Here is a 26,246-nt window from a genome sequence, read left to right on the forward strand (position 1 = left end):
AGCCATCTGAACTCCCTCGACATGGCCTGACGACAGCATCCACCCCCGCACCGCCATACCCTGGGACGACTCGCCGATCACCTACATATCAAGCCCTTCTTCGCGGCCGAGAACTCGAACCTGCCGAGGCGTTCGAGTTGATCGAGGCGGAGAAGGCCACCTACGGAGTGAGTCGCTGTGTGCAGCTGCTGGGGGTGTCACGCTCGGGGTTCTACGCCTGGCGTGCCCGTCAAGGCAGCGAGCCTGGTCCACGAGCGGCACGACGGGCGACGCTCAGCGAGAAGATCGTCGCGTTCCATGATGCGTCCGACGGGGTCAACGGCGCCCCGCGGATCGTGGCCGATCTGCGCGACGACGGCGAGATCGTCTCGCAGAAGACGGTGGCAAAGTTGATGCGCGACAACGGTATTGCCGGTATCAGTCCACGTGGCTGGCGGCCGGTGACCACGGTCGCCGACCAGAACCCACACTCGATCCCGGATCTGGTCGAGCGTCGTTTTGATCGTGGTGAGCTCAACGCGGTGTGGACGTCGGACATCACCTACCTGGCGACTGATCAGGGGTGGCTGTATCTGTGTGCGGTGCGCGACGGCTGCTCGCGGCGGGTCATCGGGTACGCGTTCTCCGACAGTCTGCACACCGATCTGGTCGAGACCGCAGTGCGTAACGCGGTGTCGTTTCGGGATCCGGCGACGGGGCCGACAGACGGCGTTATCTTCCATGCGGATCGCGGCTGCCAATACACCTCGGCCCAGATGGCCGAGGTGGCCACCGAGCTGGATCTGCGGCTCTCCGTGGGGCGCACCGGGGTGTGTTGGGACAATGCCCAGCAGGAGAGTTTCTGGTCGACACTCAAGACCGAGTTCTACGATCGCCGCCACTTCGAGAATCACCTGCAGGCCATCACCGCGGTCAGCCGCTGGATCGACACCGTCTACAATCGACGGCGCCGGCACAGTGCGCTGGGGCAGATCGATCCAGTATCATTCGAACACAACATGATTCACCAAGCGGTCAACCAGGCCGCTTAACCGATGTCCACCAAACGGGGTGAACCCCATAACGGCCCGATGAGCCGATTGCCTCAGGCCGCATTTGGTGATCATCGCCCAGCTTGAAGAGATTCATCCGCACCGAAGCGCCCTGCACCCCCATCGCATCCGCAGATGCGAGGCTAATGATTGCCGTCCTGGCGGACGAGGCAAGGTCCCTACGCGCTGCTGGGTCGGCAGTATTCACGACCTTCAGAATCAGCCGCAGCAGTGCACCGATGCGATCTTCGATGATCTGTAGCCACCGGGCATCAGTCTCGTCCGCCACGGCTCTGTCAGCGCGCTCAGCCAGTATCGCCTTCTCCCGCCTGGCTCTGGCGATGCAGACCCCGAGTACGGCGGCAGCGACGGCAATGAGGGCAAGTATCCATCGAAAAGCTCCGGTGAAGAACCCCGCGGCCATGCCACCCAGACCGACGACAGCCGCAGTTCCTTCGATCCATTCCTCTCCGCGGTTCGCAAGGATGGGAGGCCATTGTGGTTGATCGTCTGTCACAAGTGGTGAGGTTATCCCGAGGCGGCTCGTTTCGCGGCCACCCGGCACCGGTCGGAGCACCACTTTCTTGCTGGCCTGCCGTTCCAACCCCGGACCGGGCAGTACCCACGTCGATACCGCGGTCGCAAGCGGCTCCCCACACAGCAGGCATGTCAGGGAATCGTCCTCACGTTGCAGGTCAGATGACATATTCGGCTCATTTCAGGGTATCGGCGTTCGGTCAATGGGGGTCTGGCGTAACCACGTTCGGTCTCGGAGGTGCGCGGTCACGGCCTGGTCTGGTCGGCCATCACGGCCGTGAACCGCTGCCGCGCCGAAGACCGCACTTTCCCTGAAACGACCGTGCACGACCTGTGCGGCACAGCCGCGCAGCCTCGCGGTGTCGGCCGGAGCGAACGCCAAGGCCGTGCAGACGCTACTGGGTCACGCCTCGGTTGCGGTCACCCTGGGACACCTACGCCTCGTTGTTCCCCGACGACCTCGAAACAGGTGGCCGAAGCCCTGGATCATCAACGCACACAGAGCCTTTCGGCAACAGCTAACTAAGGAACCTTGTAGACCAACGCAGTCTCGCGGTGCGCCTGCACCAACGCGGCAGTCAGCGCCACGACCGAACGTGCCTCTTCTTCTGTCGGTGGCTGCGGGTTCGGCTCGCTGTGACGGTCTGGGTTTGGCCACACAAGTTCAAGCGTCGCGGCAAGCGCCAACGTCGAGTGGTCCTTCTCTTTGCCGGGGAAACTTGAACGCCACTTGTTCCCTTCGGTCTTCTTGAGTTCCCCCACCACGTGTCCGAGGTTGCCCTTGGCCTGGTTTGGACAAACCCCTTGCAGTAGCAGCGCCTCCAGCGCCTTAACGGCGTGGCTCCAGGCGTACGAGGCGCTCCCGTTTCGGCCGTACGCGTTGGACCAGGCCAAGCGGAGTTCGTTGCTCGCCTCGTCTTCCGGCGTCGTCGCGAGCTTTACCGTCTCCGCGAGTTCGTCACTGACCCGGCGTTGCAACTCAGACGCGTCGTCACTGACACACCAAACCGACCCGGCTTGGTCGAGGAGCTCTTCCAGACCCTGTGAGTCGACCCCGAAAAGCTGCTGTTCGCAGACCCACAGAACGCAGTCGACCACGTCCAGCAAGTCCTCACCCTGTTGTTTGGTGAGCACACCAACAACCTTCAGGGCTGACCACGGGTTGGAAACCGCAACTTCAAGACGCACGCCCAACACACGGACGAGTTTCTCGTTGTAGCTCTGCCCGTACTCCGTGCACGCCTCCTTCACCCACCGGGACAAGGGTGCCAGCAAGTGGCCGGGGACGCCTTCGTAGGGTCCGTCGGGTTCCAGCCCGGCTTCGCGTCGAGACAGTCGTTGCCACCTAGTCACGCGACAACAGTACTGAACGCCTCCGACAGCACCGCCGCAGCTTGTGACCCCGGTGTGACCTCTGACGACTCGGAGTTGGCGTCCCCAGAAAGACGAGGACCCCCTCTCACCTGCTCTACCGCAGGTCAGAGGGGGTCTACTGCTTCTCAACCAAAGCGTCGGGGTGGCGGGATTCGAACCCACGACCTCTTCGTCCCGAACGAAGCGCGCTACCAAGCTGCGCCACACCCCGTGTGTAGCCTGCGATAGCTTACCCCCACCACCGGTGCGTCACTAAATCGGCTGGTCAGGGCCGATGTTCGAACCGATAGCGCTTCATGACGGAACTGTTATACCCACTCGGCGCGCTATCGCCGCGTCCCGTACATCCGCCATTTACCCTGTTCCTGCACGATCGTCCCGATCGACGCGCACATCGAAAGGACCACCGTCATGAGCCTCCCCGATCAGGAGCAAAAGGACCAGAACAAACAGGGGTTCGTGTTCGGCGTCGCCATCATCGCCGCCGCACTCCTCTTCGTGGCCGGATTGGCAGCCGTCTTCCAGGGCATCTCGGCCATCGCGAACGACGAGCTGTTCGTCGCCGGACCCCAGTACGTGTACAAGTTCGACCTCACCGCGTGGGGCTGGATTCACCTGATCGTCGGCATCATCGCGATCGTGGTGGCCGGCGGTCTCGCCGTCGGTGCCGGCTGGGCCCGGATCTCGGCGATCGTCATCGCCTCGCTGTCGATCATCGCGCAGTTCCTCTGGCTGCCCTACTACCCGCTGTGGGCGATCCTGATCATCGTCCTCGACCTGCTGGTCATCTGGGCGGTCGCCACCTGGCGGCCGGATCAGGCCGGGTTCTGAGCCGGCAGTCGGCGGGCTGAGGTCGCGCGCGACCTCGCTCCGATGGTGCGACCTCCGCCGAGGCCGTGCGGTCGGGTCGGGGTCGCGCGCGACCTCGCTCCTGCCCCATCCGGATCACCCACGGCCCCGAATCGCATGCGCACCCCCAACCGAAGGAGTTCCGCATGCGTCCCCAGCGCCGTGTGACCCGGTCCCTGACCGCGCTCGTCGCCGCCCTCGTCGCCATCGGCACGGTGTTCACCGTGGCCGCACCGGCCTCCGCGGCGCCACTCGCGCCGGTCGCCAAACTCGACCCGCAGCGATACATCGGTACGTGGTGGCAGCTCGCGACGATCCCGTCGTCCTACGGTGTGCGGTGCGGCAAGGACACGCATGCCACGTACACGATCATCGACAAGACGACGATCGGCGTCGACAACCGGTGCACATCGTTCACCGGGCAGCCCGACGGCGTCACCGGCAAGGCCTACGTACTCGATCCCACGACCAACGCCGCGCTGAACGTGCAGATCGACGGTGTCCCGAAGCTACCCGGCCAGAACAACTTCCCGAACTACGTCGTCGCCTGGACCGAGGACGGCGCCGACCCGAAGGGTCCGTACGAGTACGCGATCGTCGGCGATCCGACCCGCTTCTCCGGATTCCTCCTGTCCCGCAAGAAGGTCGTCTCGAACGCCGAGTTGCATCGCCTGCGGATGAAGGTCGAGTCGGTCGGCTTCAACTCGTGCACCTTCCTGGTCTCCCCGACCACGGGCGGGCGCAGCGACTACTCCCCACTCTGCACGGTCTGAGACCGTAATCTGGCCGGGTGACGATCGACCCGGAGACCCGGCGCGTGCAGCTCGTCGAGAACGCCTATCGCATCGCCGACGACGTCCTGTTCCCGACGGCCGCCGAGGTCGACCACAGCGGCCTGATCCCCGCCGCGCACTGGTCCGCGATCGCCGACGCCGGCCTGTTCGGCATCGCGGCACCGGCCGAGGCGGGCGGGCCGGGTCTGGATTTCGCGCAGGTCATCGAGATCCAGGAGGTGATGTCCAGCGGTTGCCTGGCAACGGCATTCACCTGGCTGCAGCACCACGGGGTGGTGATCTCACTGGCCGGTACCGCCAACGCTCGGCTGCGCGACGAACTGTTCGAGGCCACCACTTCCGGTCGTGTCCGGGCCGGTGTCGCCTACGCGGGTGTCGTGCCCACGCCGCCGCGGATGCGGGCGAGCCGCGTCGACGGCGGGTGGCGCTTCGACGGATACGCCCCGTTCGTCAGCGGATGGGACATCGTCGACGTCCTGCAGATCTCCGCACGGGACACCGAGACCGACGACGTGCTCGCGGCCATCCTGCCCATCTATCCACGCCCGGCGGCGATCTCGGCGTCCCCACTGCATCTGAGCGCCGCCGACGCGACGCGGACGGTGTCGTTGGCGGTCGACGGTCTCTTCGTCCCGGATGACCGCATCGTCAGCCGCGTCACGCTCGACGACTTCTTCGCGACGCAGAACATCGGCGTCCGCATCAACGGGACGCTGCCGCTGGGCTTGCTGCGCCGGTGCGCCGCACTGCTCGACATGTCCGGCCAGGTCGCGGCCGCCCGCGCACTCCGCGAACGCGGCGGGCAGGTGAGGTCGGCGCTCGACGCCGGATTGTCCGACGCCGGCACCCTGATCGAGGCGCGGGCCGCGGCCGCCGAACTCGCGGTCGACGCGTCGGCCGCCCTCGTCGCCGCCGACGGTGGCCGCGCCCTCCTGCGCGGGAATCACCCGGAGCGCCTCGCCCGCGAGGCGGTGTTCATGCTCGTCGCCGCGAGCCGTCCCGCACTGAAAGACCTTCTGGTGGAACGGTTCAGCGGCGCGCGAATCGAGTCGCGTATCCGGTGAGGAAGGCCGCCTCGGCGATCGCCATGTGTTCGATCTCCGACGGGTCGACGCTCTCGTTGGGCGCGTGGATCAGGCACAGTGGCTCCTCCACCCCCATCAGCATGATCTCCGCATCGGGCATCTCGTCCGCGAACACGTTGCACAGCGGGATCGACCCGCCCTGCCCCATCAGCAGCACGTCGTCGGTGCCGTACGCACTCTTCAGCGAGTCCACGAGGGTGTCGTACGCGGCGCCCGAGGTGGCACCCACGAACGGTGACCCGTCGGCCTCCCGCACGAACGACACCTTGACATGCCACGGCGCAACGGCTTTCAGATGCTCGATGAGCGCGTCCTGCGCGTGTTTCGGGTCCATGCCCGGCGGTACCCGAAGGTTGATGCGCGCCCGCGCCTTCGCCTGGACCGCGGCCGACGACCCGACGACCGGCGGACAGTCGATCCCCAGTACGGTCGCGGCGGGACGCGCCCACACCATGTCCGAGACCCGTCCCGAACCGAGCAGATCCACCCCGTCGAGCACATTCGCATCGGATCGGAACGCTTCGGCCGGATAATCCACCCCGTCCCAGGTCTGTGACGCGTCGAGTCCGGTGATCGTGGTGTTGCCGTCGGCATCCCGCATGGACGCCAGCATCGCGATCAGCGCCGCGAGCGCATCCGGTGCGGCGCCCCCGAACATGCCGGAATGCATTGCCGAACCGAGGGTTTCGACGGTGACCAGAATGTTGGCGACGCCGCGCAGGGTCGCCGTGAGACTGGGTTTGCCCACCGCGAAATTGCCGGAGTCGGCGATGATGATCGCGTCGGCCGCGAGCAGGTCGAGGTTGCGTGGCACGAAGTCCTCGATGCCGCCGGTTCCCTGCTCCTCGGAACCCTCGCCGAGGATCTTGATGTTGACCGGGATGTCGCCGTCGAGCGCCCGCAATGCCGCCAGGTGCATCGCGATGTTGCCCTTGCAGTCCGCCGCCCCGCGGCCATACCAGCGACCGTTGCGCTCGGTCAGCTCCCACACCGGCGAGTCCCATTCGTCGGCGCCGAGCGGCGGCTGCACGTCGTGATGGAAGTAGAGGAGCACGGTCGGTGCGTCGTCGGGGCCGGCGAGGTGCCCGGTGACGGCTTTGCTCCCGTCGGAGGTCTCGTGCGCGTCGACGTCGGCGAATCCGAGATCGGTGAACGTCTCCTGCAGCCAGGCGACCATCTTCTCGCATTCCTGCGGCGGCGACTGTTCGGGATCGTGCACCGACGCGAAGCCCACCATCGCTGTCAGGTCGGCTTTCGCCTGCGGCATCAGGTCGCGAACTCGTTGGCGTAGCGCGTCGCTCATCGGACTCCTCTTCGATTCCCGGTGCGTCTGATCAGAGTGTCACGACAACGCCGGGCACGCGCGGTCATCCGAGGTCTTCGGCCACCTGACGGCCCTCGGCGATCGCCTGCGTCATCGCGGCGTGGTCACCGTCGTTCAGATCGGCGTAAGAGATGGAGAACGCGGCGATGGCCTTGGCAAATCCCTTGCCGCTGCCCAGATAGTCGGCGATCGCATACCGACTGCCCGTTCTGGCGTGGGACTGAGCCAGTGCCCGGCCACAGAGCCGCGCATACAGTTTCATCTCGTCGGGGCTCATCGCCTCGATCACCACCGAGCCCTTACCGTCACGCAGTTGCCGGACGTAGAAGTCCCGCAGCTGGCCGTTCTCGTCGCGGCCCGACGTCCATCCGAGGAAGACGTCGCTGGCCGACTGCAGCAGCCGTTGGCCCTCCACGACGCGCTGGCCCTGATTCGGATACTGGGCGACCCGAACGTGATCGGCGATCACCGATCGCTGAGCCTCCTTGAGCTGAAGGAACAGCGGGTCGCCCGATCGACGGCCGCGCATGAGCACGATCCAGCAGCGGGTTCCGACGCTGCCGACCCCGACGACCTTGCGGGCGATGTCGACGACGGTGAACTGATCGAACAGTGCCCGCACATAGTCGGGCAGGTTGTCCCGATACTCCTGTATGCGCGCCTCGACCCGTTCCGCGACCATGTCGGCATGCTCGTCGGGAAACAGCTCGTGCGCCGGAACGAGCAGCGGCGGGTCGCTGCGGATGTGCGCGTGACCGTCGTCGTCGATCACGCACAGCTTGCTGACGGCCTGAATGCTGTTGCGGTGACGCGCCTTGCGTAGGCCCTTGACGGTGCGCTCGGCGGTCGAACTGTCCAGGCTCGGGCCGAGGGCGGCCATCATCTCCTCGGTGTCGATCCGCGCATACCAGCAGTCCATCGTGTGCTGCTGCACGCTCGACAGCATCCACTTGCGGTAGGTCTTGGCCACCTCGCGCGCATGCGAATACACCGTCTCGGGATCGAATCCGTTGAACCGGCCGGCCACGACGAAGCTGCCCGCAAGTCGCTTCACGTCCCACTCGAACGGTCCTGCGCTCGTCTCGTCGAAGTCGTTCGCGTCGAAGATCAGTCGACGTTCCGGCGTGTAGAAGACCCCGAAGTTGCTCAGGTGCGCGTCGCCACAGATCTGGGTGTAGATACCGGAGTCGGGCGTCGCGGCGAGATCGGCGGCCATCACGGCGGCCGCGCCCCGGTAGAAGGTGAACGGGGTGGCCGCCATCCGCGCGTTGCGCACGGGGACGAGTTCGGCGACCCGGGACAGGTCCTGAGCGTTCAGGATGTCGACCGGATCCGCGCGCGCCGCGGGGTCCGGGCAGTCGGCCAACTCGGCGATTGTCGCCGCCACCACCCACCTCCTGCCGATACGGCTACTGGTACGAGATGAACCACGGCGTCGGGCGCACCCGCATGGTCTGCGCCGGGGTGAACGTCGGATGGTCCTCGGTGAAGAAATTCTTCCATCCCATCCACACGTTCGGGGGCAGATCGGTGGTAATCCGTCGCCACGTGTCCATCTTGACCGGCGGCGTGCCATGTCCGTCCGCGTGGATCACCGTGGCCAATTCCGGGTGCGACGTGACGATCCGGTTGCGGTTGGCCAGCATGTCGCTGTCGAACTCGTGCAGGACGAACACCTTTTGCGGCAACCCTTTCGACCGCACCAGGCCGGCCAGCCACGCCGACGTCGCGTTGACCTCCGCCGCCGACACCGAACCGATCTGCGTGAGGTGGACCTGGTTGGGCTTCAGCCGCCATTCGGGGTCGAGCGCCAGACCGACGTTCGGCTCCGCGAGCAGGTCCGCGTAGCGGCGCGCCTGGGTGAGGAAGTCCGTGCGCCCGGGCTGCAGGTCCAGCGTGACGTACACACCGGCCTTGCGGGCGGCCTGCACCCACGGCCGGATCACCGCCGGATCGATCATCGAACTGTAGGTGTTGTCGGGACCGGGTGCCGCGGATGCGACCGTGGCGATGATCTCGAAACCCGGGATCACCGGGACCGGGCTGAGTGGCTGATATTGCGCCGCAAGGTGTTTCACTCGCGCGATCGACGCGGGGAGGTTCTGCGCGCCCAGCGGCCCGAGGGAGGGCGAGCCGGGTGAACCGTAGAGGGCCACGACGCGACGGCCCGGGAACACCTGCTGGCCACCACCGGGCAGCTCGGCCTGGGACAGTGCGGTCCGCACGCGGTCGGCGAAGTCGGTACTGCTGCCGAAGCCGTTGCCGAAGGCACGGACGGGGGCGCGGGGGTGCTCACGCAGCGTCTGCACCGACGTCCCGGTGGACCGCGGATCGGCCACCGGCACCCGGACGACCTGTGCGCCGGCCGCCTGGGCGGTCATCTCCGCGTCGGGCCTGGCCGCGTCGACGAGGTAGACGATCGATCCGCTGCCGCGGAAGTCGTTGCCGGACACTCGCGAGAGGTCGGTCGACACCGCCCCGACGCCGAGGCCGTCGCCGGCCGCCCGGCTTCCGGCGACGTACAGCTGCGAGGTGCCCAGCCGGTCGAGTTCGGTCGCCACGGCGCCGCGGTTGCCGCCGTCCACCGCGAAGACGGGGACCCGACGCCCGGCCGCGATCTCGCGCGCCCGATTCCACACGTCGGGTTCGGCGGCCGGGTCGATGACGATCGCCTCGTCCGATCGGGTGAACAGCGTTCGACTGACGACGACACTGTCGCCGACGTCGGCACCGCCGATCACCTCGGCCGTACCGGCGGGCAGCTGCGCGGCCGCGCTCGGGCTCGACGTCCGGACCACCGCCGAGCCTGCGGTGAGCACGGCGACCACGACAAGCACGACGCCGACCAGCCACATCCCTTGTCGCGACACTGGCGTCGCCCCCTGCAGCTCGTATCGAGAAGCACCCGACGGCTCTCACGCCAGGATTGAACGCGCCCAAACTACCAGGATTCGCCGACACGATCGGGGACGCGGTCGGCGAGCCCGGCCGCACCCGGAGCTCACCCGCAATCGCGGTGATGGAACTGCAGCGCGAACAGCTCCCGCTCGATGCGATCGGTGTCGGGGCCGCGGGTGGGTGGCAGATTGTGGCTGCGCACGGCCAGTCCGGCGAGATGGCCGAGCGGGATGGGCGTCGGGTCGCCGACGGCGCGATGCGCGCGATACACGACCACCATGGTGGGCACGACGACGACAACAAGCAGGGTGACCAGCATCAATGTGTTCATGACAGAAATTATTCTGCCGAAAATATCATGCCACCAGTGGCGCTAATGACATTGTGCGCAAAATTTCTGCCATACTAGTTCGGTGTTGAGCACCGTCGCCGTACTTCTCTATCGCAAGGTCGCGCTGTTCGAGTTCGGCGTGCTCAACGAGGTGTTCGGCCTCGACCGCACCGACGACGGCGTGCCCGCCTTCGAGTTCCTCATCGGTTCACCGGACCCCGGGAAACCGCTCGACATCGGCAACGGCGCATCGGTCGTCCCTCCGCACTCACTCGACGACTGCCTGCGCGCCGATCTCGTCGCCGTGCCCGGCGGCAGTACCGACGGGCCCTTTCCGACCGAGATCCTGGACACGCTGAACGGGGTCGTCGAGAACGGCGGCCGGGTCCTCACGGTCTGCTCCGGGGCGTTCGCCGCCGGCGCCGCGGGACTGCTGGACGGCCGGCGCTGCACCACCCATTGGCGCTACGGCAGCAAGCTGGCCGACATGTTCCCCAAGGCGAAGGTCGACACCGACGTGCTGTTCGTCGACGACGGCCCGATCACCACCAGCGCCGGAACCGCGGCCGGCATCGACGCGTCGCTGCATCTGGTACGCGAGGAGTTCGGGCCCGAGGTGGCCAATCGCATCGCCCGGCGGATGGTCGTGCCGCCGCACCGCGACGGCGGCCAGCGGCAGTTCGTCGAGGCGCCGATCCCGATGTGCGACTCGGACGGGTTCGCGGCGACGCTCGAATGGATGATGGAGAACCTCGACCGCGAGATCGCCGTCGACGACCTCGCGGACCGCATGCACATGTCGAGCCGCACCTTCGCGCGGCGGTTCGTCGACGAGGTCGGGGTCTCGCCGCACCGGTGGCTGACCGAGCAGCGGGTTCTCCACGCGCGGCGGCTGCTCGAATCGACCGATCTTCCCGTCGACGTGGTCGCCGGCAAGGTCGGATTCGCGTCGGCGACCCTGTTGCGGCACCACTTCAACGCCGCGGTCGGCGTGACCCCCACGGTGTATCGACGGAGGTTCGCGGCACCGGGCCGCTGAGCGGATCGGGCGTCACTCCGCCGCGTACGACTCGGCAAACGAGACCCGAGGTGTGGTCGCGGAGTTGTAGAGGGCGAGCACGGTGAAGACCAGCGTCGCGAGACCGAAGATCACCGCGAGCGCCAATGCCGCGATGTGCACGACGTCGAAGGTCAGTCCCCCACCCGACGCGGTGACCAGCACCGCCACGACCGCGAACACCGTCCCGAGCAGCGACCACGCCGCACTCCGGATCCGCGGCGCGACGACCGACGCGAAGAACAGCCGCTGGTAGATCGCCAGCTCGAACTCGTCGACCGCGGCCAGCCGCACGGCGTCGTCGCCGGCCAGGGACCGCAATTCGAGCGCGAGTGCCACGTCCCCCTGGAGTTTCCGGGTCTCCCGCTCCCGATAGCGGACGAAGGCGATCACGCCCACCGTCACCGCGATCAACCCCAGGCCGACAACTGCTCCCCACGTGTCCACGAGGCCTCACGCTACAGGCGGTCGGGGGCGTGCAACCACCCCCGCCGGTCGAATAAACGCCCCAAAGCACAAATCCCCGCCGGACTCGCCGGCGGGGATTCGAGTTCGCCCAGACGTCAGGCGACCTGGGCCTGCCACATCCAGTGCAGCTGCTCGAGCTTCGACACGATCTCGATGAGCAGATCCTGTGTCACCGGATCGGTCCTCTCGGTCACCGAGATGCGCTCGCGCAGACCGGCGATGACCGCCTGCAGGTTGTCGACGACGGCCGTCACCACCTCCGCGTCATCGGTCCATCCCTCACCGAATCCCTTGGTGCGGGCGGTCTTTGCAACGGTCTCGGCCCGTCCGTCCGGGCTGACACCGATCGCGGTGGCGCGCTCGGCGGCGGCGTCGGTGAACTCGCGGGTCACGTTGACCAGGACGTCGAGTTCCAGGTGCACCGAACGGAACTGGCGGCCGACGACGTTCCAGTGGGCCTGCTTCGCGATCAGCGATAGGTCGATGAGGTCGACGACGGTCTCCTGCAGAGCCTGACCGGTGATCGACTTCTGCTCCTCGGTCAGGGTGCTGGTGATGATTGCGGTCGAGTTCGCCATGGTGGCAACTCCTTTCACGTCACACGGGCTGGCGTGCGACGACTCGGGTACGGGTCGGACCCGTACGGTTATCGTGCGGTCGCTGGTGGCGCGGATGGCCTCGCCTGGGCCTGCCGGCACGTCGGGCAGAGTCCCCAGAACGTCACCTCGGCCTCGTCGATCAGGTAGCCGTGATCGCGGTCGGGGGCCAGGCACGGCGCCACGCCGTCGGCGCAGTCGATGTCCACGATCTCGCCACATGACCGGCAGATCAGATGGTGATGATTGTCGGCGGTGCGGGTCTCGTAGCGCACCGGCGAACCCGCGGGTTCGATCCGGCGCAGAAGGCCTCGTTCGGCACATGCCCGCAAGACGTCGTAGACCGTCTGTGTGGACACGGCTCCGAGCTGGTCCCGTACCCCGGCCGCGACGTACTCGGCGGTCTCGTGTGGGTGGTCGTGCAGGATCTCCAACACCGCGAGACGAGGCGCGGTCACCCGCAGACCCGCAGCTCGCAGCTGCTCTTGGAAACGCTTTCTGTCCTGCACGTACCCCACTCTACAGACTTTTCTGGATTAGTTCCAGTTTGTGGAAGAGATCCAGAAAAGTAGCCGAGCCTAACCGTCGCCGTCGCTTCGGGTGGCCGACACCAACGACGTGCCTTAGCATTGTCGCCACGAGGTTGCGTGTAGCAGCGGACAAGACGTCCGGTGTTCGCGTCCGCGAAAGGCTTTCTCTCAGCACTTCGCGTCGAAAAGCGCATGTCGGCCTCATTGCCACAGAGAGAACAATCATGAGCCACACCACGCACGAATATGCCCTCGGTGAACTGGATCTCGAGTCCCGCATGGGTGCCGTCGGCACCGAGACCACCGACCGTGAGGTCCGCCGGATCTCGCTGGCCGACTTCGATCGACGGCGCGACCAGATCGCCGACGAACTCTGGTCGGCGGCAACCGACATCGGGTTCTTCCAGGTCGTCGATCACGGCATCGACATGACCGAGGTCAACCACGCATTCGCGATGTCCGAGAAGTTCTTCGCCCTCGACCGCGCGGTCAAGGAGCAGTACCCGCTGCACAAGGGCACCAACGCCGGATGGGAGTACTCCAGCCAGGTCCGCCCGTCGGTCGGCACGCCGGATCAGAAGGAGTCCTATCAGCTCACCCGGCCGCGGATGGAAGGCCTGTGGCCGTCCGACGACGAGCTCGCCGGCTTCCGCGCCACCCTGCTCGACTTCGAGCACAAGTGCTGGGAACTGGCCATGAAGCTGCTCGGCTGCTTCGCCGACAAGCTCGGCTTCGACCCCGAATTCTTCACGCGCGCACACAATCCCGCTTCGAAGAACTACCAGAGCACGCTGCGTCTGCTGCACTACTACGCCTTCCCCGACGAGTTGATCGACGAGCCCAACGTCTGGCGCGCGGGCGCCCACACGGACTTCGACGCGCTGACCCTGCTATTCCAGCGGAGTGGTCAGGGCGGACTGCAGGTTCTGCCCGGCGCCGAGGTCCAGACCCAGGCGTGGACGCCGGTCGAGCCGTCGGATGAGGCGATCACCTGCAACATCGGCGACATGCTGATGCGCTGGTCCGACGACCGGTTGCCGTCGAACTTCCACCGTGTGCGCGCTCCGCGGCGCGGTGAGTACACCGGGCCCCGGTACACGATCGCCTACTTCGCCCAGGCCGACACCGACGCGGTCATCGAGAGCGCCGGCGGCACCTATCCGCCCATCACCGGTGGCGACTACATCGCGCACCGCATCGCCGCGAACTTCCGCAAGTAGAGACTGCTGTGACGCAACAGAATTCGACGCTCACCGACGTCTGCGTGTACACCGGTGGCGAGTGGGTGTCCCATCAGGACGTCCGCATCGCCGCCGGTGTGGTCGAGTCGATCGGTCCCAGCGCGCGGCCCGGGGACGGCTCCGGGTACGTGATCCCCGGGTTCGTCAACACCCACACCCACCTCCAGCAGTCGCTGATGCGCGGGATCGCCGAGTGCACACCACTGTTGGAGTGGCTGTTGGCCGTCGGGCAGGAATCGATCGCGATCACCCCGGAGCGCGCCTACCTGGCCGCCGTGGCGGCCTGCCTCGAAGCGCTGCGGTCGGGTACGACCACCGTCGTCGAGCACATGTGGCCACATCCGTCCGACGAGGTCCATGCCGCGGTGATACAGGCGTTGCGCGACACCGGAATTCGTGCAGTGCTCGGCCGTGGGGTCGCCGACCGGCCGGATGCCACGCGCAAGTGGGGCTTCGAGCCGCGTCTCATGCAACCGCTGGGCGACGTCCTCGACCACGTCGACCACCTTCGGGAACGAGTGCGCGACAGCAGGATCGAGATCGCGTTGGCGGTACCGAACCCGAGGTCGCTGACCGAGACGGGCATGGTGCGGCTGCGTGAGTTCGCCCAGGAGCGCGATCTGTCCGTCTCGATCCATCTGCTGGAGACGCCGACCGACGACCGGATGTGCTTGGAGCACGCCGGGGTTGGCGCGGTAGAATACCTCGACGGCTCCGGCTTCCTGTGGAACCGGGTACTTGCGGTGCACTGCGTCGAACTCGACGACGTCGGTCAGGGCATCCTCGCCGAACGTGGGGTTGCGGTGTCGCACAACCCGTTGTCGAACATGCGCCTCGGCAGCGGGGTGGCGCCCGTCCCGGCCATGCTCGATCGCGGTCTCGCGGTCGGCCTCGGGGTCGACGGCGCGGCCAGCAACGACACACAGGACATGCTCGAGACGTTCCGCATCGCCGCCTACCTGCAGCGGGCGGTACACAAGCGCGCGGATCTGCTCGGCTTCGGCGACATGCTCGACATCGCCTGCGGCGGAGCCAATGTCGCGCTCGGACTGCCCGAGGTGATCGGCGGTGTCAGCGTCGGGATGCCCGCGGACCTGACGGTGATCCGTTTCGACCGCGACTACGCCACCCTGCCGGTCCGCGACCCCGGGGCATCGCTGCTCACCACGGGATCCCGGTCGATCGTGGACACGGTCATCGTCGGCGGCGAGACCGTCGTCGTCGACGGCCGCAGCACCCGCATCGACGAGGCCGAGTTCACCAAAGAGCTCCTGGCGCTCCGTTGATATCGGCCGGATATCGCTGACCCGAGCACTCCCCCGCCGATCCGAAAGCCTCCGCTGGCTCCCCACCGATCCGCAGAGCCCCCCGCTGATCCGCAGAGTCACCCCCTCCGCTGATCGAGTAAGGCCCCGAGCGCAGCGAGGCGCCGCATCGAGATCACCTGTCGCCCAAAGCGAAGCGGCCTCGATGCGCGACCAGCGAACAAGCACAGGCTCCCCACCAATCCGATGACCCCCCGCTGATCGAGTAAGGCTCCGAGCGCAGCGAGGCGCCGCATCGAGATCACCTGTCACCCAAAGCGAAATGGCCTCGATACGCGACCAGCGAACAAGCACAGGCTCCCCACCGATCCGCAGAGCCCCCCGCTGATCGAGTAAGGCCCCGAGCGCAGCGAGGCGCCGCATCGAGATCACTTGCCCCGCAACACCCGACTGGGCCGCATCCGCGTCGAGGCCGGCAGCCACCGGTTCACCGCCCGCTGCAGCGTGAACAAGGCCGCAAGCACCAAGAGCCCGAACTGAATCCAGCCGACGATCGGCATGAGCGACGACACCTCGGGATAGCGGAACAGCAGATCGATACCGATGGGGATGCACAGCAGGTTCACCACGACGGCGGCCAGGAAGAAGTTGCGGCAGTTGCGGCTGTGGTGGTTGGCCGCGGCGACCAGCAGCAGGTATTCGACGACCAGGAACACGACGATCATCACCAACATGAACGGCGGGAAGAAACCGGCCAGCGAGTTGACCTGATCGGGACTGCTCGCGTTGCGCGGGTCGGTGGTGATGCCCTGCAACAGCCGCTGCCTCAGCAGGTCGGTGATGGTGCCGAGGTTGAGGAATCCGTAGCCGACGCTGACGAGACCGGCGATCGCCGCGCCCCACCAGGCCACCCGCGCGTGCCGGGACAGCGCCGCGGGCGCGGGGCCGGGATCGGACTCGCGGGGCGGATACAGGGTGGCCTGATCCCGATCGCGTGAACTCCGTTCTATCGCCGCAAGATCCTCGGCATCGAGTTCGGCCTGCGTCGGTACGCGGTCCGGGTCGTCGGCGGGATCGGTCATGCCGTCGATTCTTGCACTGCGGCGCCCACGCATTACCGAGCGATCTTGAGCATCCGCCCGACCGTCGCCTGCCACAGCGTGCCGTCGCGGCCGATCGTCCCGGTCAGTTCCAGCGGTTCGTCGACGGGTCCGTCGCCCACCCGCACGGTGGCGACCCGTCGTCCGGTGGCGAAATCGGTTGCCAGATAGTAGATCGGGCCGAGCTGCTGGATGCCCGGCCGGTACGCGCCGTACCCGAGTCCGTGGATCATGCCGTCGGCGCGCGACAGCTTCGGCAACGACGCCAGCCGGTCGTTGTTCTCCCACACCCGATGGCATCCCCGCGTCGACACGTCGATGCGGGTCGACCCACCGATGAACGGTGCATCCGGCGGCACGCTGGGACCGCTGACCGCCATCGGCGGGTACTGGTAGCCGTAGGTGCTGGGGATGACGAGCGACTCACCCCAGGCCATCGGCGAGTTCTCGGTGCCCTGCCCCGACGTGCCGAAGGCCCGCATCCGGCACACCGTCGTGCCGGTGTCGGAGTCGTAGACGATCAACTGCGGGATCGACGCGTTGTCGACGATCGCCACCCAGCCGTCGCCTCCCGGACCGAAATAGGTTGGCGTCGTGCCGGATCCCCAGGTGAGTTGTCCCGGCCGACGTGCGGCGCCACGGTCATAGGCCCGGCGCCACACCACCCGAGGCATGCCGTCGACACCCGCTCGCATCTCGTAGAGCGCATGAGTGGTGAGGATCGACGCGCCGGTCGCCCGGATCGAGAGACCGTTGCCAAGGTCCTCACCCCGGGGCAGATGCATGGACCGCACCCGCTTTGCCGGATCGACGGTCCCGACCACGCCGTGAGTGGTGGCGAACCAGATCCGGCCGGAGAAGTCCGGGGCCAGGCCGGTTATCGAGTCGCCGGCCGGGATGTGTGCGGCCACGTCGACGCGGTCGGCAACATACACCTGCCATCCGCTGCGCGACTTGCGATGTGCGACACGCAGAATCGATCCCGAACCGTCGGCCACCACCACACGGTCGCGATCGTCGAGATACCCGTAGACCCCGCCGAGCAACCCGCCCTTCGCGAGTTGCGACCGTGCCAGCGGCGTCGCGGACGCCGGGTCGAACAGGGTCACGGTGGAGACGGCCACGGTCGGCGGCGAGACGCCGACGTACTGGGTGCACAGCGATACCGGCATACCGTCGTGGCCGATGAACGTCGCGGCGCACGCACCTCCCGGGACCGACGACGCGGCTACATGGGCGGAGCGCCCCGGGCCGGGGTACGGGGTGGAGTCCGTCGACCACAGGTCGCCATGCATCAGCGATGTACCGACAGGGCCGAGGCCGGGTGTCGGCGGCGCGGCGGAGGCGGGCGCCGCCGGCGATCCGGCCAGCCCGACAACCGCCGCGACCGCGCAATCCCCAATCCCCATCGGCGACGCCGGGTCTGCCGCCGCGCATCGCGAATCATGCGATCAGCCAACCACACCTGACCGCTGTGCCGAACGCCCGTCGTTCCCGAACGCCTGCGAGCGGCAGTCCGGCTCCGCTCGTTCGCCAACGAAAGGGTCAGCACATCACCGGTCGAAATGCGTGAGGATGAACTGTGTTCCCGGTAGCAGCGTGGTGAGCATCGGCACAGCGTGGTTGATCACCAGTCCCGGCAGGATCGGCGGGATCGGGTTGGTCACCATCGAGACGTCGGCGCCCTGCGCCCGCCAGTCGCGGTAGAGCTGTGCGACCTGGCCGTACGGGATCACGTCGTCGCTGATGCCGCCCTCGAGGAGCACGGGGGCATTCGGCTTGAGCCGGCCGATGCGCTGCTCGTCGACGATCTTCTGCACCGCGGGGTAGCGCTTGATCACCGCGGACAGCGACTGGCCCGAGCGTGTCCAGGAACCGGTGCGCTGAAATCCGTGCGTCAGGATCGTGTCGCCGATGCACTGCCCGGACACCTGCTCGAGCGCCGCACGGCCGGATGCGTTGGTTTCCCGATCGACGACCGTGGCGAGCGTCGGGTAACGCGCCTCGAGGCCGTTGATCGCGTAGCCGATCGCGCCCGCGATCGCGGTGCCGTCGATGCGATCGATGACCTTGCCGAGGTCGGCCGGCGGTGCGCCCGCGTAGGTGGCCTTCACGTTCAGCTCGGGCGCGTAGCTCCCGGCGAGTTCGGCCGCCGACGCCGCCGCCCCGCCACCCTGCGAGTATCCCGAGAACGCGACGGGCGCGTTCTTCGGTGCATGCGCAACCCGCAGCGCCGCCCGTGCGGCATCGAGCATGGCGTGTCCGGATTCGGCGCGGTTCACGTAGGTGTGGGTGCCGGGGGTGCCCATCCCGATGTAGTCGGTCATCACCACACGCACACCGTTGATCAGCATCAGATTCATTTCGAGCGCGGTGTAATTGATCGCGATGCTCGGCTTCGACGGGTCGATCGCCATCGGGAGGCTCATCATCTTGGACCCGGCGCACTGGTCGCCCTGACCGATGGTGCCCGGTCCGATCACGACGGTCGGCCGCGGACCCCTTCCGCGCCACGGCGCGGTCGGCTCGACGACGGTGCCGGTGACCGCCGCGGGCTTTCCGTCCTGATACCGCGACGTGTACATGATGCGTGTACCGGTGCCCGGCCACTGGTTGGCGACCCCCGGAATCTGCAGGAGCAGTGGGCTCGGCTCGCTGCGGATGATCGCTCCGGGCGTCGTTGTGTAGCGGGCGGGCGGTGAGTAGAAGTCACCGGCCGCCGCCGCGGTCGGTGCCGCGAGTGCGAGTCCGGTGGCTACGAGCGCGCCACTGGTGGCCACGGCCGCGGTGCGGCGTAACCCCGCTTTCCGCGTTGAGATGATCCCCCTGATTTGTTTCATGGACCAGTAACTTACCGCACGGTAACGTGATCCCGTGACGGCAGTCACCACGTGGTCATCGAAGGAGTCGCACAGTCTCGTCGACGATGTCCCCGACGCCCCGCCCGACGTCGATCACCATGCCGGACTCGTCGGATTCGAGCGGTTCCAGCGTCGCCACCTGTGATGCGAAGAGCGCCGGCGGCATGAAGTGGCCGGGGCGATGTGCCTGACGCTCGGCGATGAGGTCCGCCGAGCCCGCAAGGTGCAGAAACCATGTCGACGGTTGATGTGACCGCAGCCGGTCACGGTAGGCCCGTTTGAGGGCCGAGCAGCTCATCACGCATCCGCCGGGATGCCGAGCCAGCCATTCGCCGACCGTGTCGAGCCACGGCCACCGGTCGTCATCGTCGAGCGGTCGGCCGGCGGTCATCTTGGCGAGGTTCGACGGCGGGTGCAGATCGTCGGCGTCGGCGAAGGGTACGGAGAGTCGTTGCGCGAGTGCGGCACCCACCGTCGACTTCCCGCAGCCCGAGATACCCATGACGACGATCGGCGATCGCATACGCGCGGCGACCGCCGATCAGCGGAAGCGGATGTTCATGGTTGCGAGCCCGAAGATCTTGCGCCCGCCGGATTTCGCGACGAGCATGACGACACCGCTGCGGGTCTCCGGATCGAGTGACTTGATCCGGCCGCTGAACTCGATGTCGCCGCCGCCCAGCGCGGGTACGACCGCCGGCTGCGACAGCCGCACCGCGTACCGGGTGACCGCCCCAGGATCGCCCGACCACGCCGAGACGAAGCCGGCGCCGAGCCCCATGGTGAGCATGCCGTGGGCGATCACGTCGGGGAGCCCGGCCGCCTTGGCGATCGGCTCGTCCCAGTGAATCGGGTTGCCGTCGCCCGAGACACCGGCGTAGTTGACCAGGTCGCCACGCGAGAGCCGCGCATGCCGCAGCGGCAGCTCGTCGCCGACGGCGAGGTCGTCGAACCGCCGGGAGCCGGGTGTGCGATCGTCGCCGCCGGTCGAGATCCGTTGCGGGACATCGGGCCGCACGGTCTTGTGGTAGTCGGCGCCCACCGCGTCGGTCGACAACACGGTCACGTCGTGGACCATCAGGCTGCGGGCCAGGTCGGTCATCGAGGCGTCGACATCGTCGCCGGTCACGCCGACCACCGTGGTGTGCATGGAGTGCACGGTCTCACCGGCAGCATCGGTGAACGTGTTGGTGATGGTGAACATGTCGCGACCGGCGATCCGACGCACCCCGGTGAGTTCCACGTCGGTGGTCAGTTCGTCACCTTCGACGATGGGACGGTGCTGCTCGAACACCTGCTCGGTCTGCACGTAGGTCTCGTACCCGACGACGACGGTTTCCAGCAACTGCCGGTTGGCCGACATCGCCGGGATCGACGTGAACGTCAGCGGTGTCACCAGGCCGCCGTAACCCATTGCGGCAGCAGCGGACTCGTCCCGGTGGACCGGGTGATAGTCCTGCACCGCGCGGGCGTACTCGCGCACTTTCTCGCGACCGACCAGGTAGGTGCCGTCGACCTGGTAGTAGTGGCCGAGCCGATCGGCGATGGCCGGGGCATCAGGTGCGGACATGGTGATCGTGCCGATCTGTCGTGAGTGGACGGAGGATGCCCGAGTGCGTGGTCAGACCAGCAGCTCGGCGATCTGGATCGTGTTGAGGGCGGCGCCCTTCCGCAGGTTGTCACCCGAGATGAACAGGGCCAGACCGCGACCGTCCGGGACGCCCGGGTCCTGGCGGATCCGGCCGACGAGCGACTCGTCCTTGCCGGCGGCGGCCAGCGGCGTCGGGACGTCGGTGAGCACCACTCCGGGTGCGGCGGACAGGATCTCCTGCGCGCGCGCCACCGACAGCGGGTTGGCGAACTCGGCGTTGATGGACAGCGAGTGCCCGGTGAACACCGGCACACGCACGCACGTGCCGCTCACCAGCAGATCCGGGAGCCCCAGGATCTTGCGGGATTCTTTGCGCAGCTTCTGATCTTCGTCGGTCTCGCCGGACCCGTCGTCGACCAGTGCGCCGGCGAGCGCGACCACGTTGAACGCGATCGGCGCGACGTACTTGTTCGGGGCCGGGAAATCGACCGAACTACCGTCGTAGACAAGCTTTTCCGCGTCATCGGCGACGGCACGGGCCTGTGATGCGAGTTCCTCGACACCGGCCAGGCCGCTGCCGGAGACCGCCTGGTAGCTCGACACGATCAGTCGCTGCAGGCCCGCCTCGTCGTGCAACGGTTTGAGCACGGGCATCGCGGCCATGGTGGTGCAGTTGGGGTTGGCGATGATACCCTTCGGCGGATTCTGCGCGAGCTCGCCGTTGACCTCCGAAACCACCAGCGGCACATCGGGATCCTTGCGCCATGCCGACGAGTTGTCGATCACGGTCACCCCCGCGGCGGCGAATCGCGGCGCCTGCTCACGTGACATGGTGGCGCCGGCCGAGAACAACGCGATGTCCAAACCGGACGGGTCGGCCGTCGCCGCGTCCTCGACGACGATCTCGCCGTCACCCCACGGCAGTTTCTTGCCCGCCGATCGCGGTGAGGCGAAAAATCGCACCTCGTCGGCGGGGAACTTGCGCTCCGCCAACAGGGTTCGCATGACACCGCCGACCTGACCGGTTGCGCCGACGACTCCGATTCGTGCACCCATGGCTAACGCCCCGTTCCCGCATAGACGACGGCTTCTTCTTCGCCGCCGAGATCGAAGGCCGCGTGCAGCGCCCGAACCGCGTCGTCGAGCTCGGTGTCGCGGCACAGCACCGAGATCCGGATCTCCGAGGTGGAGATCAGTTCGATGTTGATGCCGGCGTTCGCCAACGCCTCACAGAATGTGGCGGTCACCCCTGGATGGCTCTTCATGCCCGCGCCGACCAGCGACACCTTGCCGATGTGGTCGTCGTAGAAGAGGTCGGTGAAGCCGATCTCGTCGCGCAACTTGTTCAGCATCTCCATGCCCTTGGGGCCGAGTTCGCGCGGGAGGGTGAAGGTGATGTCGGTCTTGCCGGTCTCCACCTTCGAGATGTTCTGCAGCACCATGTCGATGTTGATGTCGGCATCGGCGACGGCACGGAATACCCGGGCGGCATACCCCGGCTGATCCGGCAGTCCGACGACGGTGATCTTGGCCTCGCTGCGGTCGTGTGCGACGCCGGTGAGAATGGCTTCTTCCACGGGGATGTCCTCCATCGATCCGGCCACCAGGGTGCCGGGCTTGGTCGAGTACGACGAGCGCACGTGAACGGGAACGTTGTACCGGCGGGCGTATTCCACGCACCGCAGCATGAGGACCTTGGCGCCGCAGGCGGCCATCTCCAGCATCTCCTCGAAGGAGACGGTCTCCAGCCGGCGCGCGTCCGAGACGATGCGCGGGTCGGCGGTGTAGATGCCGTCGACGTCGGTGTAGATCTCACACACGTCGGCCTCCAGCGCGGCGGCCAGCGCGACGGCGGTGGTGTCCGAACCGCCGCGACCCAGGGTGGTGATGTCCTTGGTGTCCTGCGCCACGCCCTGGAAGCCGGCGACGAGCACGATGTTGCCCTCGTCGAGGGCGCTGCGGACGCGGCCCGGGGTCACGTCGATGATCTTGGCCGCGCCGTGGCTGCTGGTGGTGATGACGCCGGCCTGCGAGCCGGTGAACGACTGTGCCTGCGCCCCCAGCGAGCTGATGGCCATGGCGACCAGCGCGTTGGAGATCCGCTCACCGGAGGTGAGCAGCATGTCCATTTCGCGCGGCGGGGGCGTCGGATTGACCTGCTGCGCCAGATCGAGCAGCTCGTCGGTGGTGTCACCCATCGCCGACACCACCACGACGACGTCGTTGCCCTGCTTCTTGGTCTCGACGATGCGCTCGGCGACACGACGAATGCGCTCGGCCGTCGCGACCGAGGATCCGCCGTATTTCTGCACCACGAGTGCCACGTAGACCGCCTTTCTCAGGTTGAGGGCTGCGCGACTACCTTACCGGCGGGCCGGGCCGCCACCCGAATCGGTGCCTCTCGCCGCGTGCGCCAACGCTGCCGCAGTCCGACCGCCTACCATCGCTGAGGTGGCCACCGGAACCGATGTCGGCGCGAGCCCCGACGATCATCGTGTACGGCGTTCCGCACGTCCCGGCCCCCGCCCGTCCCGTGACGCCAGGTCACGCCGACCGACGCCGAGGTCGACCCCGAGGTCGGCGCCGACGCGTACGGGCCCGAGTGCGTGGCACTCCTGGGGGGAACCGATCCTGGTGTTCCTCGCCATCCGGGCCATCGGCATCCTCATGCTCGCCAGGTTCGCGCAGCTCCGGGAGACCACGCTCGGCGACAGCCTGTGGCTGTGGGACGGCAAGTGGATGCTCGCGATCGCCCGGTATGGCTACGCCGACGTCCCGTACTCCCAGACCGACGCCCGCGGGCTGCACACCGCCGACACCGCGTACGCCTTCTTCCCCGGATACCCGTATCTCGTCGGGGCGGTGGCCAAGCTACCGCTGATCACGCCCTTCGGCGCGGCCCTGACCGTCAACCTGATCCTCGGTTGCCTCGCGGCGGTGGGCGCGGCGCGCCTCGGCGCCCGATGCGCCCACATGATGGCCGAGAAATCGCCGATCGGGCGCGTCAGCCCACGACGCACCGGGATGTTCCTGGTCGTCCTGTTCGCCGCGACGCCGATGTCGGTGGTGCTCAACATGGCCTATACCGAGGCGCTGTTCTGTGCGCTCGCGGTGTGGGCGCTGGTCGGGGTTCTCGAGCACCGGTGGCTGCTGGCCGGACTGTGCACGCTGGCCGCCGGTGCGAGCCGGCCGACCGCTGTCGTCCTCATCGTGGTCGTCATCCTCGCCGCGGTGTTGGCCCGCCGCGACGGCTGGCGTGCCTGGGCGGCGGTGGCGCTCAGCCCGCTCGGCTACCTCGGCTACCTGGCCGTCGTGTGGGCGCACACCGGATCACCGACCGGCTGGTTCCGCATCCAGACCGAGGGGTGGGGCACCCAGTTCGATTGGGGACGCACCACGTTCGGCTTCGTCAACGAGACACTCGTGCATTCCGGCGAGGTGGCCCCTGTCGCCACGGCGTGGATCATCCTGTCCACGCTCGCGATGCTGGTCATCGCGGCCTGGTCACGCCTGCCCTGGCCGGTCCTGCTCTACGGGACGCTCGTGGTGGCGTCGATCGTGCTGTCCAGCGGACTGATGATGAGCCGCGCCCGGCTGCTCCTGCCGGCGTTCGTGCTGCTGGTACCGGTCGCCATGGTGCTCGCGAAGTGGCGCACCGAGGTGGCGGTGGCCGCGATGGTCCCGGTCGTGCTCGGCAGTGCCTGGTTCGGCGCGCACATGCTGACGGTGTACCCGCACGCGATGTGAGCGGAGGCGAGTGCGACCAAGATCGGCCCTGTGGGCTCGGTCCGAGGGGATATGCCCCTCGGCGCCGCCTGAGGGAGCGGTTCTTGGTCAGCCCGGCGGACGTAACCCGTCGATGACGACCCGGATCAGCCGCCGCCGCGTCTCCTCGGTGTCACCCGCGGTGCACGTCATCGAGAGACCGCCCAACAACCGCGAGATGTCGGCGGGTTCGACGTCGTCGCGGAACACGCCGTCGCGGCGGCCGGCAGCCAGGATCGCGGTCATCAACTCGGCCGACCGGGTACGGGTCTCCTCGAAAACCTGGGCGTCGTCACCGACCGCAGCGAGGATCGCCTCTTTCATGCCCTTCTTCGTCCCGGCGGTCGACATGTAGGCGTTGAACATGCCCTCGAGCGCGGCCTGCGCCGACTCGGTCTCCAACAGCCGCCGACCGTCGTCGACGATGTGCGCCGAGTAGCTGCGGAAGGTCGCCTCGAGCAGCGCGGTCCGGTTGGGGAAGTGCCGGTACAGCGTGCCGATGCCGACGCCCGCCTGGGCGGCCACCTTGTCGAGGGCCACCTCGGTTCCCTCGGTGGCGAACAACTCCTCCGCCGCCGCGACCAGCTTGTCGTAGTTGCGGGCGGCGTCCGCGCGCGTCGGACGCTTCGGTGTCGACCCTTTCGGTGTCGATCCCTTCTGCGTCGGTCCCGCGGCCACGGCACTCACTCCTCATATCTCCTCGGGCACCCGCCGACACGACGACGAGCACACCCCACTTGCTAACCGGAGGAATCCTCCGTATATTAATCGGAGGAAGCTTCCGTTTCGGTGTCGAGTGTAACCCACCCATCACCCCAACCGCATCAATGCCGATGCACAGATGATCCCTACTCGAGAAGAGTTCCTCCATGTCTCTTTCGCCTTCGATCGAGCGCTCCGGCGACTTCGGGGAGATCTCCCGCGGCGCACGGCTTCGCTCCCGGATCAACACTGACGCCCTCGTTCTCCTGGCCGTCCTCGGCTGCCAGCTGATGGTGGTCGTCGACGCGACGATCGTCAACGTCGCACTGCCCGATATCCAACGCTCCCTTGACTTCTCGACCTCGAACCTGTCCTGGGTGCTGAACGCCTACACCCTCACCTTCGGCGGCCTGTTGCTACTCGGCGCCCGCCTCGGCGACATCGTGGGCCGTCGCTCCACCTTCCTGTACGGACTGACCGTGTTCGTCGCCGCGTCGATGTTCGGCGGGTTCGCCACCGACTCGAGCATGCTGCTGGTCGCGCGTGCCGTGCAGGGCATGGGGGCGGCGGTGGCCGCACCGGCGGCCTTGGCGCTGCTGATGACGCGCTTCGACGAGGGCGCTGCACGCACCCGCGCATTGGCACTGTTCACGGCCGTGTCGATCGGCGGTTTCTCGCTGGGTCTGGTCCTCGGCGGCGCGCTCGTGCAGTGGCTCGACTGGCGGTGGGTCTTCTTCGTGAACGTCCCGATCGGTCTCGTCGTGATCATCGCCGGGCTCGCCTCCTTGCCCCGCACGGCCCGGTAGAGCGGCTCGTTCGATCTGCAGGGCGCGCTCTACTCCACCGT

At 67.4% G+C, this 26,246-nt stretch carries 26 protein-coding genes, 1 tRNA gene and 1 pseudogene; 10 read left to right on the top strand and 18 right to left on the bottom strand.

The window, feature by feature from the left end; all coding sequences use genetic code 11:
• Nucleotides 1-26 precede the first annotated feature (26 nt).
• A complete protein-coding gene (locus ACWDTI_RS12020) occupies nucleotides 27-1,031 on the top strand; it encodes an IS3 family transposase (RefSeq protein WP_449738578.1) in 1,005 nt (334 codons plus the stop codon).
• Here ACWDTI_RS12020 and ACWDTI_RS12025 read toward each other — a convergent pair.
• Nucleotides 1,015-1,737 (bottom strand): hypothetical protein, encoded by a 723-nt coding sequence (locus ACWDTI_RS12025; RefSeq protein WP_449738320.1) that lies wholly within the window; start codon nucleotides 1,735-1,737, stop codon nucleotides 1,015-1,017. The genes ACWDTI_RS12020 and ACWDTI_RS12025 overlap by 17 nt on opposite strands.
• A 141-nt stretch (nucleotides 1,738-1,878) precedes the next feature.
• Between ACWDTI_RS12025 and ACWDTI_RS12030 the strand changes: the two are divergent.
• Nucleotides 1,879-2,094: pseudogene (locus ACWDTI_RS12030) on the top strand (site-specific integrase); the annotation flags it as partial.
• Here the strand turns inward: ACWDTI_RS12030 and ACWDTI_RS12035 are convergent.
• On the bottom strand, nucleotides 2,091-2,921 hold the full coding sequence (locus tag ACWDTI_RS12035) for a hypothetical protein (protein ID WP_449738321.1): 831 nt from the start codon (nucleotides 2,919-2,921) through the stop codon (nucleotides 2,091-2,093). The pseudogene ACWDTI_RS12030 and the gene ACWDTI_RS12035 overlap by 4 nt on opposite strands.
• A 158-nt stretch (nucleotides 2,922-3,079) precedes the next feature.
• Nucleotides 3,080-3,153: transfer RNA gene (locus tag ACWDTI_RS12040), tRNA-Pro, on the bottom strand.
• A 200-nt stretch (nucleotides 3,154-3,353) separates the two neighbouring features.
• Here ACWDTI_RS12040 and ACWDTI_RS12045 point away from each other — a divergent pair.
• The 3 genes from ACWDTI_RS12045 to ACWDTI_RS12055 all read left to right on the top strand — a co-directional run bounded on the left by ACWDTI_RS12045 (nucleotide 3,354) and on the right by ACWDTI_RS12055 (nucleotide 5,649).
• The gene (locus tag ACWDTI_RS12045; RefSeq protein WP_449738322.1) at nucleotides 3,354-3,773 is read left to right on the top strand and encodes a DUF7144 family membrane protein; all 420 of its coding nucleotides are present in this window, start codon (nucleotides 3,354-3,356) and stop codon (nucleotides 3,771-3,773) included.
• A 164-nt stretch (nucleotides 3,774-3,937) separates the two neighbouring features.
• Nucleotides 3,938-4,564: a lipocalin family protein gene (locus ACWDTI_RS12050; protein ID WP_449738323.1), complete on the top strand. Its 627-nt coding sequence runs from the start codon at nucleotides 3,938-3,940 to the stop codon at nucleotides 4,562-4,564.
• 23 nt (nucleotides 4,565-4,587) lie between these two features.
• Nucleotides 4,588-5,649 (top strand): acyl-CoA dehydrogenase family protein, encoded by a 1,062-nt coding sequence (locus ACWDTI_RS12055; RefSeq protein WP_449738579.1) that lies wholly within the window; start codon nucleotides 4,588-4,590, stop codon nucleotides 5,647-5,649.
• Here ACWDTI_RS12055 and ACWDTI_RS12060 read toward each other — a convergent pair.
• The 4 genes from ACWDTI_RS12060 to ACWDTI_RS12075 form a co-directional block, all read right to left on the bottom strand.
• Nucleotides 5,615-6,973 (bottom strand): M20/M25/M40 family metallo-hydrolase, encoded by a 1,359-nt coding sequence (locus ACWDTI_RS12060; protein ID WP_449738324.1) that lies wholly within the window; start codon nucleotides 6,971-6,973, stop codon nucleotides 5,615-5,617. The two genes, ACWDTI_RS12055 and ACWDTI_RS12060, sit on opposite strands and share 35 nt — an antisense overlap.
• Before the next feature lie 64 nt (nucleotides 6,974-7,037).
• Nucleotides 7,038-8,381 carry a DUF2252 domain-containing protein gene (locus ACWDTI_RS12065; protein WP_449738325.1) on the bottom strand — a complete coding sequence of 448 codons (1,344 nt, stop codon included), beginning with the start codon at nucleotides 8,379-8,381 and terminating at the stop codon, nucleotides 7,038-7,040.
• Between the two features lie 22 nt (nucleotides 8,382-8,403).
• Entirely contained in the window at nucleotides 8,404-9,864 is a 1,461-nt protein-coding gene (locus ACWDTI_RS12070; RefSeq protein WP_449738326.1) for a hypothetical protein, read from the bottom strand.
• Nucleotides 9,865-9,995: 131 nt separating this feature from the next.
• Nucleotides 9,996-10,223 (bottom strand): hypothetical protein, encoded by a 228-nt coding sequence (locus ACWDTI_RS12075; protein ID WP_449738327.1) that lies wholly within the window; start codon nucleotides 10,221-10,223, stop codon nucleotides 9,996-9,998.
• Between the two features lie 82 nt (nucleotides 10,224-10,305).
• Between ACWDTI_RS12075 and ACWDTI_RS12080 the strand changes: the two genes are divergently transcribed.
• The gene (locus ACWDTI_RS12080; protein ID WP_449738328.1) at nucleotides 10,306-11,262 is read left to right on the top strand and encodes a GlxA family transcriptional regulator; all 957 of its coding nucleotides are present in this window, start codon (nucleotides 10,306-10,308) and stop codon (nucleotides 11,260-11,262) included.
• Nucleotides 11,263-11,274: 12 nt separating this feature from the next.
• On the opposite strand, the gene ACWDTI_RS12085 is transcribed toward ACWDTI_RS12080, so the two are convergent.
• The 3 genes from ACWDTI_RS12085 to ACWDTI_RS12095 all read right to left on the bottom strand — a co-directional run bounded on the left by ACWDTI_RS12085 (nucleotide 11,275) and on the right by ACWDTI_RS12095 (nucleotide 12,853).
• Nucleotides 11,275-11,727 (bottom strand): hypothetical protein, encoded by a 453-nt coding sequence (locus ACWDTI_RS12085; protein WP_449738329.1) that lies wholly within the window; start codon nucleotides 11,725-11,727, stop codon nucleotides 11,275-11,277.
• A gap of 116 nt (nucleotides 11,728-11,843) precedes the next feature.
• Nucleotides 11,844-12,326, bottom strand: a complete 483-nt coding sequence (locus tag ACWDTI_RS12090; protein WP_449738330.1) for a Dps family protein — start codon at nucleotides 12,324-12,326, stop codon at nucleotides 11,844-11,846.
• Between the two features lie 68 nt (nucleotides 12,327-12,394).
• Nucleotides 12,395-12,853, bottom strand: a complete 459-nt coding sequence (locus tag ACWDTI_RS12095; RefSeq protein ID WP_449738331.1) for a Fur family transcriptional regulator — start codon at nucleotides 12,851-12,853, stop codon at nucleotides 12,395-12,397.
• A gap of 245 nt (nucleotides 12,854-13,098) precedes the next feature.
• Between ACWDTI_RS12095 and ACWDTI_RS12100 the strand changes: the two genes are divergently transcribed.
• Nucleotides 13,099-14,094: an isopenicillin N synthase family dioxygenase gene (locus ACWDTI_RS12100; protein ID WP_449738332.1), complete on the top strand. Its 996-nt coding sequence runs from the start codon at nucleotides 13,099-13,101 to the stop codon at nucleotides 14,092-14,094.
• A gap of 8 nt (nucleotides 14,095-14,102) precedes the next feature.
• Entirely contained in the window at nucleotides 14,103-15,401 is a 1,299-nt protein-coding gene (locus tag ACWDTI_RS12105; RefSeq protein ID WP_449738333.1) for an amidohydrolase family protein, read from the top strand.
• Nucleotides 15,402-15,808: 407 nt separating this feature from the next.
• Here the strand turns inward: ACWDTI_RS12105 and ACWDTI_RS12110 are convergent, their stop codons facing one another.
• The 7 genes from ACWDTI_RS12110 to ACWDTI_RS12140 form a co-directional block, all read right to left on the bottom strand.
• Nucleotides 15,809-16,462, bottom strand: coding sequence for a hypothetical protein (locus ACWDTI_RS12110; RefSeq protein ID WP_449738334.1), 654 nt, complete (start codon nucleotides 16,460-16,462; stop codon nucleotides 15,809-15,811).
• 32 nt (nucleotides 16,463-16,494) lie between these two features.
• Entirely contained in the window at nucleotides 16,495-17,889 is a 1,395-nt protein-coding gene (locus tag ACWDTI_RS12115; RefSeq protein ID WP_449738335.1) for a hypothetical protein, read from the bottom strand.
• Nucleotides 17,890-18,033: 144 nt separating this feature from the next.
• On the bottom strand, nucleotides 18,034-19,320 hold the full coding sequence (locus tag ACWDTI_RS12120) for a lipase family protein (protein WP_449738336.1): 1,287 nt from the start codon (nucleotides 19,318-19,320) through the stop codon (nucleotides 18,034-18,036).
• A gap of 55 nt (nucleotides 19,321-19,375) precedes the next feature.
• Nucleotides 19,376-19,864 (bottom strand): gluconokinase, encoded by a 489-nt coding sequence (locus ACWDTI_RS12125; RefSeq protein WP_449738337.1) that lies wholly within the window; start codon nucleotides 19,862-19,864, stop codon nucleotides 19,376-19,378.
• Nucleotides 19,865-19,882: 18 nt separating this feature from the next.
• Nucleotides 19,883-20,911 carry a fused (3R)-hydroxyacyl-ACP dehydratase subunits HadA/HadB gene (locus ACWDTI_RS12130; protein ID WP_449738338.1) on the bottom strand — a complete coding sequence of 343 codons (1,029 nt, stop codon included), beginning with the start codon at nucleotides 20,909-20,911 and terminating at the stop codon, nucleotides 19,883-19,885.
• A 51-nt stretch (nucleotides 20,912-20,962) separates the two neighbouring features.
• Nucleotides 20,963-21,988, bottom strand: coding sequence for an aspartate-semialdehyde dehydrogenase (locus tag ACWDTI_RS12135; protein WP_449738339.1), 1,026 nt, complete (start codon nucleotides 21,986-21,988; stop codon nucleotides 20,963-20,965).
• 2 nt (nucleotides 21,989-21,990) lie between these two features.
• Nucleotides 21,991-23,256, bottom strand: a complete 1,266-nt coding sequence (locus ACWDTI_RS12140) for an aspartate kinase (protein WP_449738340.1) — start codon at nucleotides 23,254-23,256, stop codon at nucleotides 21,991-21,993.
• A 127-nt stretch (nucleotides 23,257-23,383) separates the two neighbouring features.
• Between ACWDTI_RS12140 and ACWDTI_RS12145 the strand changes: the two genes are divergently transcribed.
• On the top strand, nucleotides 23,384-24,679 hold the full coding sequence (locus ACWDTI_RS12145; protein WP_449738341.1) for a hypothetical protein: 1,296 nt from the start codon (nucleotides 23,384-23,386) through the stop codon (nucleotides 24,677-24,679).
• A gap of 87 nt (nucleotides 24,680-24,766) precedes the next feature.
• On the opposite strand, the gene ACWDTI_RS12150 is transcribed toward ACWDTI_RS12145, so the two are convergent.
• Entirely contained in the window at nucleotides 24,767-25,375 is a 609-nt protein-coding gene (locus ACWDTI_RS12150) for a TetR/AcrR family transcriptional regulator (protein WP_449738342.1), read from the bottom strand.
• Nucleotides 25,376-25,566: 191 nt separating this feature from the next.
• On the opposite strand from ACWDTI_RS12150, the gene ACWDTI_RS12155 reads away from it, so the two are divergent.
• Nucleotides 25,567-26,205: an MFS transporter gene (locus ACWDTI_RS12155; protein ID WP_449738343.1), complete on the top strand. Its 639-nt coding sequence runs from the start codon at nucleotides 25,567-25,569 to the stop codon at nucleotides 26,203-26,205.
• The last annotated feature ends 41 nt before the right edge of the window (nucleotides 26,206-26,246 follow it).

It is taken from the genome of Gordonia sp. NPDC003424 (assembly GCF_053588655.1).